This is a genomic window from Bariatricus sp. HCP28S3_D3, assembly GCF_052065755.1.
Taxonomy (GTDB): Bacteria; Bacillota; Clostridia; order Lachnospirales; family Lachnospiraceae; genus Allocoprococcus.
Genome location: NZ_JBQHTK010000053.1, coordinates 1 through 11,236, shown reverse-complemented (window position 1 = coordinate 11,236; position 11,236 = coordinate 1). Strand labels below are relative to the sequence as shown.

Annotated in this window: 12 protein-coding genes; 3 read left to right on the top strand and 9 right to left on the bottom strand. The window is 39.8% G+C overall.

Annotated features, from left to right (window positions below; all coding sequences use genetic code 11):
- Positions 1-131: 131 nt before the first annotated feature.
- From ACTNB3_RS17180 to ACTNB3_RS17170, 3 genes are all read right to left on the bottom strand, one after another.
- Positions 132-908, bottom strand: a complete 777-nt coding sequence (locus tag ACTNB3_RS17180) for a hypothetical protein (protein WP_441027145.1) — start codon at positions 906-908, stop codon at positions 132-134.
- A complete protein-coding gene (locus ACTNB3_RS17175; protein ID WP_441027143.1) occupies positions 909-3,164 on the bottom strand; it encodes a DEAD/DEAH box helicase family protein in 2,256 nt (751 codons plus the stop codon). It abuts the gene before it with no gap.
- A gap of 153 nt (positions 3,165-3,317) precedes the next feature.
- The gene (locus ACTNB3_RS17170; protein WP_441027141.1) at positions 3,318-3,716 is read right to left on the bottom strand and encodes a hypothetical protein; all 399 of its coding nucleotides are present in this window, start codon (positions 3,714-3,716) and stop codon (positions 3,318-3,320) included.
- Between the two features lie 111 nt (positions 3,717-3,827).
- On the opposite strand from ACTNB3_RS17170, the gene ACTNB3_RS17165 reads away from it, so the two are divergent.
- Positions 3,828-4,082: a helix-turn-helix transcriptional regulator gene (locus tag ACTNB3_RS17165; RefSeq protein ID WP_441027139.1), complete on the top strand. Its 255-nt coding sequence runs from the start codon at positions 3,828-3,830 to the stop codon at positions 4,080-4,082.
- Positions 4,083-4,154: 72 nt separating this feature from the next.
- On the opposite strand, the gene ACTNB3_RS17160 is transcribed toward ACTNB3_RS17165, so the two are convergent.
- The 6 genes from ACTNB3_RS17160 to ACTNB3_RS17135 all read right to left on the bottom strand — a co-directional run bounded on the left by ACTNB3_RS17160 (position 4,155) and on the right by ACTNB3_RS17135 (position 9,920).
- Positions 4,155-5,717 (bottom strand): MobA/MobL family protein, encoded by a 1,563-nt coding sequence (locus ACTNB3_RS17160; RefSeq protein ID WP_441027137.1) that lies wholly within the window; start codon positions 5,715-5,717, stop codon positions 4,155-4,157.
- 397 nt (positions 5,718-6,114) lie between these two features.
- Positions 6,115-7,458 carry a VapE domain-containing protein gene (locus ACTNB3_RS17155; protein ID WP_441027147.1) on the bottom strand — a complete coding sequence of 448 codons (1,344 nt, stop codon included), beginning with the start codon at positions 7,456-7,458 and terminating at the stop codon, positions 6,115-6,117.
- Between the two features lie 27 nt (positions 7,459-7,485).
- A complete protein-coding gene (locus tag ACTNB3_RS17150; RefSeq protein WP_441027135.1) occupies positions 7,486-8,070 on the bottom strand; it encodes a CHC2 zinc finger domain-containing protein in 585 nt (194 codons plus the stop codon).
- A gap of 213 nt (positions 8,071-8,283) precedes the next feature.
- Positions 8,284-8,631 carry a plasmid mobilization protein gene (locus ACTNB3_RS17145; protein WP_441027133.1) on the bottom strand — a complete coding sequence of 116 codons (348 nt, stop codon included), beginning with the start codon at positions 8,629-8,631 and terminating at the stop codon, positions 8,284-8,286.
- Entirely contained in the window at positions 8,631-9,719 is a 1,089-nt protein-coding gene (locus ACTNB3_RS17140; protein ID WP_441027131.1) for a tyrosine-type recombinase/integrase, read from the bottom strand. The genes ACTNB3_RS17145 and ACTNB3_RS17140 overlap by 1 nt, the downstream gene beginning before the upstream one ends.
- Before the next feature lie 12 nt (positions 9,720-9,731).
- Entirely contained in the window at positions 9,732-9,920 is a 189-nt protein-coding gene (locus tag ACTNB3_RS17135; protein WP_087175032.1) for a hypothetical protein, read from the bottom strand.
- A gap of 334 nt (positions 9,921-10,254) precedes the next feature.
- Between ACTNB3_RS17135 and ACTNB3_RS17130 the strand changes: the two genes are divergently transcribed.
- Entirely contained in the window at positions 10,255-10,776 is a 522-nt protein-coding gene (locus ACTNB3_RS17130; RefSeq protein WP_441027129.1) for a helix-turn-helix domain-containing protein, read from the top strand.
- 10 nt (positions 10,777-10,786) lie between these two features.
- Positions 10,787-11,197: a hypothetical protein gene (locus tag ACTNB3_RS17125; RefSeq protein WP_441027127.1), complete on the top strand. Its 411-nt coding sequence runs from the start codon at positions 10,787-10,789 to the stop codon at positions 11,195-11,197.
- Positions 11,198-11,236: the final 39 nt, after the last annotated feature.

Sequence of the window (11,236 nt, the reverse complement as noted above, 5' to 3'; positions counted from 1 at the left end):
ATATTTTCTAGGTCTTGCCATAGGGATCACCGCCGTTTTTTTTTAGTATATATCAAAACGGCTGTATTTACCAGCTTAATTTGATTATATATCAGTATGTCAACACACTAGTATACTGGATCAATCTATTTTCACTTTAATATTTCACGTATCGAACCTGATAAAACAGCCACCTTAAAATGCCTGCCACACAATTCGAACTCTACCTCACCATTTACTTGCTTAAGTGCATACAAACTGCATATTTTCTTTTCATCGCCAAGTGTAACCTCCATTCTTGAAGAACTCATTGTCACAATCGGCATTGTCCTCACGAGCTGGTCCGGTTTTATTTTTTCGCAACATTCAGTATTGTTTTTAAGCAACGACCGTTTATTCTCCAACACACGAAACGTAATCATATCATCCAGCTTAACATCTTCAATATTACACGGCGTATTATCCCGCAGATATGTTTCAATATGATAGAAATACAAACATTTATGCATATAGGTTAGCAATGCTGCAGTTCTTCGTTTATACCCATATCGTTCCAGTAATGTTCTAAATTTCATACGAATATAATCCTGATTGCCAATAAACAGCATTTTCAATCGCATTTCTATAAACATCTTGCTAATATAATCAAAGTCTTCCGCATCATATTCTAATTCATCGGCTCCAATTGCAGCTAAATCACGATTCACAGCATTCGCTTCCGCATCTATATCCACGCAGTGAAACAAATAGTTTGTCTCATCCATTACATCTCTAATAAACTTCTTCTTATTTCTCTGATGCTCTGCAAATAAAAAACATTTTTCTGTTTCCCAAATCTGCACCAATAAATTATTCGCTATTTGATCCGACAAGTCCAAATCATATATAATTTCTGCCAAATAACCTGGCGAATACAGAAAGGATCTCATTTATTTATCTCCCTTTGTTCCATTACATTTTCTACATAAAATCTGCAAGTTTTCTGATTTTGTTTTTCCACCTTGATTCATTGGTACAATATGATCAACCTGAAACGGAATACGATTGGATGCAGTCATATGGCAGATAGCACATTCATACAATCCCTTTTTGTTCTTGGATTTTTCAAAGGCTTCGTCCCGTAATTCTTTTTCATAATCAGGACGTACTTTTCTAATCTCACTAAGAGACATATCTTCTAATTGTCGAACTCCATATGTTACATTTTCCTCATCTTCATCATAATTGCCTGCAATCTTCATAATTTCAATATCTAATTGCTTCAAGAAATATGTTTTACGACCAAAGAACATCTTAAGCATATTTTCATCTGAATTGTTCCACAGTTCATTTGTGTATTCTGCTTTCTTTCTTGCTCCCATATCCTCATCCCAAATATGTTGTGCAATCTTAGAAACATCAAGTTTACTAGCATCTACCTCATCAAATGTATAGAATGCTGGAACTGCATCATACTGAGCATAATACTTTAGTATATTAATAACATCTCTCTTTTCATATGGCGGAATCATTTCACCACAGAAAAATGTATCATGGCAGTGTTCCTCCATCTGCTCTAATATCTCCACACTAGGATACTCTTCATCCACTCCATACTCAGCAAATAAAGTTGATAACGATAACATCAACTGTTTATATGCTTCCTTTGTACTGTCATACACCATTACCTGATACGACAAATCCATGCCATTGTCTTGTAAATATGAAAAAGCATACATTCCAATCGGAATTCTACTAATGAACGGTGCTTTTTCCAAAGCTGTTGTATCCACATTTTCGTCCAATAAAGATGCAAATTCTTCTATCTTTGAAATGGCAATCAAATTGATGTCTCGTCTTTCGTAATCTCTTGTATCATCAGAGAATTTTCCGTCACCACCAAAGATGCTCTCCGGATTACACCAGGAAATGTGCTCATTCCACTGATCTACAAAGGAAACAATATATGCCTCTGATGTCCCCCCTGCAGCTGTCCCCCTTAATGCACGACCAACCATCTGCGTCATCAAAATTTTTGACACTGTTGGTCTTGCCAGAAATACTGTTTTCGTCTGTGGCAAGTCTACACCTTCTGTTAAAATATTTACATTAATTAGCACTTGCAACTTACCATCTCGATAATCCTGTAATTTTCTTTCATTATCTTCTCTAGATACAGTCACTCCTGTAACAGCATCTTTCACACTTGAAATTACATAGTCCGCGGCAACACCTGCATTATTAAACAATTTGCTCAATACAATCGCATGTGCAATACTTACTGCAAACACAATTGTCTGACCATACTCATTTGCTTTCTTCAAATAGGTATCAACTATCAATTTGTTACGAACTGCACTCTGTGCCATTCGGTCTGCCAATTCATCAGGAATAACATCCAAATACTGAATTCTTTCAAGTGCATCTAATCCAATCTCTTCACCATAATCTTCATCCGTAAAATTACTTTCAAATATTGGTTTAGATAGAATTCTGTTATTAATCAAATCCTTTAACCCGATTTGATATGTAATACCCAAATCATTCTTTACTACTTGGTCTTTATCATTTACACCATCCTTATAAATCTGAGCCAAAAGACCAGCTTCACTCTCAGATGTTCTAAACGGGGTTGCTGTGAGCCCGATCAATTTTACATTTTCGACTTTTTGCTTCACATAATCAAGGATTCTTCTATAAGTCTTCGCAGTGGAATGATGTGCTTCATCCACAATTACAAATAATTCTTTTTCACCCTTAAGCCAGCAATCAAGTCTATCAAGATTTCTACCAATACTGTCTTTGCTCAATATCAAAATATTATCCTTTGCTGTGATATCAATACTTCTATCATGACTTGAAGAACCTGACACAATACGATATGTAAATTCTGATATATGCGGCATCACTTCTGCATATGCGAATTTTTGAAATGACTCTGCTGCCTGATCTAATAACATTTGCCTATGTGCAATCCACAAAATCTTCTTTTTCTGATCAATCGCATTTTTTAACAGCCATGTGGAAGCAGTATATGTTTTTCCGCCACCAGTAGGTAATACAACCAATGTACTAAATGACTTTTCCTCATTTATAATGCTAAGTTTTCTCATAGCATCTTTTTGATGATGGTATGGAGTTCTCGTATTCGTTCCTTTTTTTGCTCTAACTCTTCCATTTGATTTTACTTCAATGTAATCTTTCATTATCTTTTTCTCCAAAAATCTACAAATTTATCTTAGTTGTGACTTCCCTTATTTCCAGAACATAATTAATCTGTATTTCTATGTTAACATCTATTATACACCATCTCTGATTCTATTTCATCTTACTTAACATTTTCCTTCATACATTTTCCACTAATATTCAATCGCTATAATCCGTTCTGATGTACACAAATTGCCGACTCCTTTTCCATACTGTACTATCATTACCGGCTCGTGTCCTTCTATTTCTTTCCTCTGAAGATACACCCTCATATTCACACTGGTCATACCCCTTATATCACTAGAAAATTTAATTGTTTGAAATGAATTTTCTTTATACATCTGAATCAGTAAATCTGCAAATTCCTCCTTATCTTCAATCCTACTTCGATTTGCAACTACTGTGAGGTACTGATCTTGATTTATGCTTATACTACTAACCACATCTGGCTTCATTGCTAAATCTGCCTTTGGTTTTGATTCCCCAAAATGTTTCGTCATAATAATCAATACCACGATTACACACAATATCCATATCCGTCTCTTGAACATGCCCCTATTCTCCTTTTTTTGCAATATATACATTGCAACTATAGAAAATTTTTAAAGTAAAATCAATATAAGCACAAGCACAATGATGCAAATGAAAGGTATGAATTATTTATGGAGCAAAAGCTACGACAAATCAGTGATGTTTCCATTGGAAATAATTTACGAAATTTAAGAACTACAGCTAATCTCACACAAGAACAGGTAGTTGCACAATTACAGTTACGCAATCTTCCAACCACTCGTAGCATTTACTCTCAGATAGAAGCTGGTACTTACAATATAAAAATCAGCGAACTCATTGCCCTGGCTGAAATATTTCATACCGATTTCAATACAATATTTGATGGTTTATCCTACAACAAATAACCCTGGATCAACAGTTTTTATTCTGCCATCCAGGGTTTCGCTTATCAGTCATATTCTCCAAATATATACGAGTTATAGTTCCATTCCATTTCTCTGCTTCCTCTTTGTTTGTTGCTCCACGATATGTTTTTTCTCCTCCAATCGTTCATGAATACTCCTTTTCTGTCCAGTGCTTTTCTGCATTCCCTGTTTCTCCACATTCTGCACATTCGCCGGAATCCTCAGATACATCTTCTCCGATTCTGGTTCCGGTGCATCCCATGCTTTTTGAGCCAGCTGAACTTTCTTTAATTCCGATTTTGCAAACTTCATAGCCTTTGTAACTTCCAGTGCATTTTGATATCCATACTGAGCCGGAAGCAAATCCAGTGTAACCTTTGCCTTTTCCAGCTGTACTTTCTTAGTCTCAATCTTTCCTTCCAGTTCCTTCTGCTCTTTTCGGTGAAACCATTTCTTTTTCACTTCCTTCAGATCTTTTTCCAGCTTCACGATTGCTTTCTCAATAGCATAAATCTTCTGTTCCTGCTTTTTCATCTTATTAAGGATCTGTTGCAATCGCATAACCTCAGCTTCCTGTTTTTCCGAGGAAGGACGCTCTCCTTTCGGTTTTGCCGGGAGTGGTTCTGGCGTAATGTCAATTCTCACATCATGATCAAGCAATGGATTGCCGTCCGAATCTCTATCACAGTATTTCGTCTCCCGCAGAAATTCTACAAATCCTCTCAGGTATCCGACTGCTTTCTGAAGAATCCTAGTAAATAATTTTGGATCCTGCCCATGTTCCCGGAGCGACTCTGCCACCGGTTCATCAATCTGTGATTGCTTTGCCATCATCACTTCTACTTCTGCTGCACCTGTAAGTAATGCCCGATCTACATTCCGGTTCCATTCCTGCCGGAGATAATTATCCGCTTTGATTTCTGCTTCTTTCGGATTGTTCTTCCCTATCTTTTTGGTAGCAAGATAAGGACCGCCTTTTTGAAATACCTGCAGCTTCTCATTTTCATCTTTTACAATCCCGTTAATCGCATCCGTCATTACCTGTTTCATATTCTCCAGAAAAGCATTGGTCTTAAATTCTTCTTTCTTTGGCTGGAAGAAATTCGTCTCATAGACTTCCCCTTTTTTGATGATTTTACATCCGGGTCGGACATTCCCATTCTCGTCAAGAATCTCCTTTTTCGTCCGTACATGCTTCCCAGATTCATTATAAAACATATTTCTGCTTGCAATTTTCCGTTCCACTTCCTGCCGGATTTCCCGCTCGGAAAAGATCAGATGAATATGCAGATTAGTTTTGCTCTTATTGTGATGTAATGCCGCACAGCATCCCACATCATACTTTTCCAGAAATTTCGATGTCATATATTTCAGCAGAATCTCATGGTCATAATCGATCAGACTTGGCGGTAACATAATAATCAGCTCTCTGGCTTCAATGCAGGTTCCCTCTGTTCCGCTTTTTGCAAAATCTCGCTGATTCTGTTCCGCAAGCAGATCCCAGTAGCTGTCCTCCACATTGGAAAAGACAGCATACAGATTTTCCTGCCGCTTGGGGCTGCTGATATAATCCACTCTATCTTTTACATCATGCAGCTTGCTTTCCATCACAAAACTATGATTTCGCCTGTTCACACTTCCTCCTTTCCGGCGGATACGCTACTATCAGAAATCACCACATCTATTCGCTTTTATAGAATACTTTAGCAAGGCAAAACCCGCCCCTGCGAGGCCCTCCGGGAGGACGAAAGACACAGAGCATAAGCTTTAGCTTGTGCGATGGGTGTATTTCGCTCTCAATCGCCGAGGGCTCTTTTTGTCATACCCGGATTAATCTATCTCTTCTGATGGCTGATTTTTTCTAATTGGCGTATCCGCCATTTTCATTGATGCCCGTATCCGGGCTGTCTATCGTTTCTGCTTTATTTTCAAAGTTTTTTTGCTCCTGTTCACACTTTCCTGTTCACATTTCACCCGGATATTTGTGAACAGAAACCTGTGAACAGGGCTCAAAACATTTTAAAAGTAATCCTTAATCAAAGGGAAGTTCCATGTTTTCATCCACTTTCATGAATCCTTCCTCATCTTTTTTCGGCTGAATCCGTTTCCACGATCTCTGTGTACCGATAGCACCACCGAATCTGTGATTGCCATGTTTTGTCCAACCGATGATCTCATTGTCCATCAGATCCCCGATTTCTTTTGACTGCCACTTGGGAACGATGCCTTCCTGATGAAATACCTGCTGATAGATAATCGTAGAACAGATATAATCCTCTTCATACGAATCAAGAAATGCTTGGATCATTCCTGTCTGAGTGTCCTCCGGCATGAATTCTCTTTGAAGCAGCTTAACGTGATCTTCCATCTCCGGTGAAAAGGTCAGCGGATAATTTCCACTTCGGTAGATCTCCATTGCTTCTGCCCATGCCTGGATAATATAGGCTCTGGATTCCGTTTCATTTTCATAAATGGTAGTTTCCGCTTTTTCTGGAAATACCCTGACCGGAGCAAACCTCCTGTTTCCAGTACGGTCAAATGGAAGGAAATTCAGGTCATTGGAAGTACCACAAAATACACACTGGCGATACCGGTCCTCTGCCCGTCTTTCATAGGGAATCCGGTAAATATCCTTCTGCCGGCTCAGGAAGGATTTCGTCTCTTCAATGCTCTTGGCATTTGCCACCGCATTCATTTCTGACATTTCCACAATCCAGTGTCCTTGCAGATACTCATAAACTTTCTTATCATCGATCCGTTTCATATCGTCCGTAAACCACTCATCTTTGATTGCCAGATATCGGAAAAACGTAGATTTTCCGGTTCCCTGCCCGCCGACCAGGCAGAGCATAATGTCGTATTTTGCTCCCGGCTCATACAGCCTGCGTATGGCTCCCATCATGTGCATCTTCATCACTTCCCCGGTATATCCAATATCCTCTGCCCCGAAAAAATGTGTCAGCATATGCTGAATTCTTGGAGTCCCATCCCATTTCAGGCTCTCCAGATATTCCAGGATCGGATGGAAGCTGTTTTCATTTGCCACAATATCGATTGCCTTTGTGATTACACGGTCACTGGTCAATCCATAGTTCTTTTCCAGATATAAAGCCAGATTGTTCATGTCCGTATCGGTCATATGGACGCCACGTCTTTTCCATGGCATTTTCTTCATGATGTCAATCTGACACGTCATTTCATTTCTGCAGATGGCTCCTTTCAGACATGGATCATGCTCCAACGCATATTTGCAGTTCTGAATGGACTGCCGGATTTTCCCCTTTTCTGTGACATCCAGACGATTTCTGATATCCTCCACTGTCAGAAGCTCCGTTTCCACAATCTCCTCTAAATTCTGCAAGGACTCCTCGCTCATATTCTGCAACTCTCTGTTCATACCGCTTCACCTCCTCCCGTCCGTTCTGGAAAAATCCAGAACCTCTTCATCCGTTCCAAACATCAGCATGTCCACCAGATAACTGATCTTGCTTTCATTCTGTAAGGCTTCAACAAATAACGGATTCCATTCCGCTTCCATAGATTCCGGCTTGTAAAATTTCTTCCAGAATTCCATCCATCGCAGATACCGCAGCAATACATTCGTAGCATCCTTTACCCATTTATCAATTTTCTTTCGAACAAATCGAATCCTTTCCTCTTTTGTTGGAACCTTCTCTTTTTTATTAACTCCTGAATTTTGTTTTCTTTTTGCCTCTGGCTTTCCGATTAAAATTCCCAGTGTAAAATCTTCATTGATCTTCTTCGCTGCTTCGAACTGGGATAAGCCAAACAGTATAGCCACATAATTGACTGCATCGCCTTTTGCTCCACAGGCGAAACAATAATAATTCCGGCCTATCTTCATACTTGGGTGTTTATCATTATGAAACGGACAGCACGCCATCCCGTTCTGTCTGACTTTTAACCCATATTTCTCTGCCACCTGCCTTGCGGTGACACGTTCTTTCACTTTCTGAAAAATGTTCATGTTCCATCCTCCTGTATCCTTTGTAATCAAATTCTGTAATTTTCCCTCTTTCCGTTACAGGAGAACTTTGCTATACTACACATAAAGCTATATGCGTATAGGCAGACTTCTCCCGTAAGGATTGAGACTTTGTCTATGAGGCTTTACCAGAGCCTGCATAAGTTTGTATGAGCTTTAGAAATGTCCTTGTTACCAGCAGGGACATTTTCTTTTTTAAGGATGTTCCGGGGATTCCACATGGTGCGGCTCCTCCTTCATCCCATTCAATGTCACAGCAACCATCTGGATGGTCTGAAGCAGTTCTTCATTTTCTTCACTGCACACTTCCAACCGCTTCAGTTCATCGAAAATCTGCTGCATCTGATTTTTCAGAGCTTTGTACACTCTCGGATTTCCCTGCACAGTCACTTCCCAACCCATCAGCTTTCTCAGGATGTACTCCTGTTTTGTAAGCCCGGATAATGCCACCATGCGGTCAATCATTTTTGATTCCTCCTCGGATACCCGAAATCCCACCGTCCGGTTTCTCCATCGTCCTTTCGCGTCTAACGTTCTCTCCATCAGATTTCATCCTCCTTCTCCATCCGTTCCACATCCAGCTTATTCGCCATCTCTGTCTGTACCGTGGGGAACAAATGTGCATACCGGTACGTGATTTTTTCTGCTTCATGTCCAACCCTGTTTCCAATGGCAAGTGCAGTAAATCCCATGTGGATCAGCAGGGAAACATGGCTGTGGCGAAGATCGTGGATTCGAATAACCGGAACTCCTGTCTCTTTGCATCCCCGTTCCATTTCATGTTTCAGATAAGATTTGGAAAATGGGAAGATCCTCTGATCCGGTGCCAGCGAATAATACATCTGAAAATAATCCTGTATCTCTTCACAGAGAAACTCCGGCATCACAACGATCCGGTTACTTTTCGCTGTCTTTGGCGAAGTAATAATGTCCTTCTTTTTCATCCGGTGATACGTTTTATTGATCCGCACCGTCTGTTTTTCAAAATCAAAATCTGCCGGTGTGAGTGCAAGCAGCTCCCCTTCCCGGATTCCGGTCCAGTACAGCATCTCAAAGGCATAATAGGATCTGGGCTTGTCCATCATTGCCTCGGCAAATTTCAGATACTGTTCTTTTGTCCAGAACTTCATTTCCTTCGGAACCTCTTTTCCCATACTTCCTGCCTGTCTTGCCGGATTGCAGGGCAGATTATAATAGTTGACTGCATGATTGAAAATTGCTGTAAGCTGTGCCTGAATCGTTTTCAGATAATCCACAGAATATGGTTTACCCTTTTCATCCCGGTATGCCATCATCTCATTCTGCCAGGCAATCACATCTGCCACGGTAATCTCGTTGATTTTCCGTTTTCCAAAGTAAGGAAGGATTTTTGTCCGCACAATGTGACTTTTCGTCTCTAATGTACTTTCCTTCACCCTCTGACGTTTATACTCGGAATAAATCTCATAAAAACTCTCAAACGTCATATCTAGCTTATTTCCTTTTCGGAGCATCATCTCATGTTCCCATGCAGTCGCTTCCCGTTTGGTCTTGAAGCCACGTTTCTGCGTCTGCTTTCTTTCCCCGGTAAAATCGGTGTACCTGAACACCACTCTCCATGTACCTTTGTCTTTTTCCTGATATACAGCCATCTTAAGTACCTCCTATTTTTCTTCATAAAACAACTTTTTCTTGAAATAATTGGCATCCACACGCCCCGGCACTGTAATCAGTCCCATTCCGCTGAGTTCTTTATTCAGCTGGCGGATAATCTGGTATGCCTTTGACTGCTTGACCTGTAAAATATCCATTACCTCTTCCGCAGTCAGAAATCCATTCTTTAATTCAGACATTCCATTCACCTCCTTCCACATCATCTTCAAGGAAAAACCCCTCTACTTATCCAAATTTTCAAGGCGCCTTATACAACCTCTCTTTCAAATTTTCTTTAACTTAACTTTATTTAGTTAAGTTTTAACCGTATTATATTAACTCTTTTCCGTTAAGTCAAGTGGTTTGAACATCAGTAGTTAAATTTTTTTGTTTAAGTTTTTCTTGCGTCTTATTTTTCCATATGCTATACTGATTTAAACAAATATCGTTACCCACCAGTTCCTATTCATTGCACCACCGTAGGAACTTATATTCAAAATTGAATAAAAGATTTCAGGAAAAGGAGAGATCCCTATGGCATTTGGAAAACGTATAAAATATTTCAGAAACAGAAAAGGTATGAAACAGAAGGAGCTTGGCGAACTTCTTGGGTTCCTTGGAAAGACTTCGGATGTCCGTGTAGCGCAGTACGAGACAGAAGCCAGAACCCCTAAAGCTGATCTGGTCAAAGAAATGGCACAGATCTTCGATGTCAACACCAGAGCCATCAATGTTCCGAACATTGACTCCTATCTCGGTCTCATGCACACCCTCTTTGCACTGGAAGATATGTATGGCATTAAGATCGGAGAAATTGACGGAGAACTCTGCCTCCGACTTGACCGGGAGCACAAAGAATATCAGCATCTGTTCGAGCCTTTTCATGCATGGCAGCAAATGGCTGCAAAACTGGAATCCGGAGAGATCAGCCAGGAAGAATACGATAACTGGCGATATAACTATCCGGAATTGGACACCTCCCAGAGATATGCCAAAATGTCATCACCGGAATTGAGTGATAACCTTATTAAGAATTTGAACAAGCCAATAAAATAGGAGGAAAAACATGGACAAACTTGTACCAGCATTTGAAACAACTTTATTTGATCCCACATTGAGCGATGCTTGCTCCGAGATGGCCGAATTAGGAATTGATTCTTTGCTTGACGAAAGCATTTATAAAAGCATTCCTGTTGTCAGTCTTCTCGTTGGTATTGGTAAAACAGCGCAAAATATACATGATCGAAACTTACTCAAACAAACAATAAAATTTATAAACACTTTTAATGAAAAATCCATTTCCCCAGAAAAAATAAAAAAATATCGAAAAAAGTTGCAATCTAATCCCAAATACGCCGAAGAAGAACTCGGTAGAGTCATCATCCTTTTGAATTCCAATGTTGAATGCATATGGCGCGTCCCAACGGCCGGTTTTGCGGAGCAAAACGGCCGAAATGCGAAGCTGAACAGCCGTTAGGCTTTGATTGATACAGAAATCTCTAGGATAATATATTCA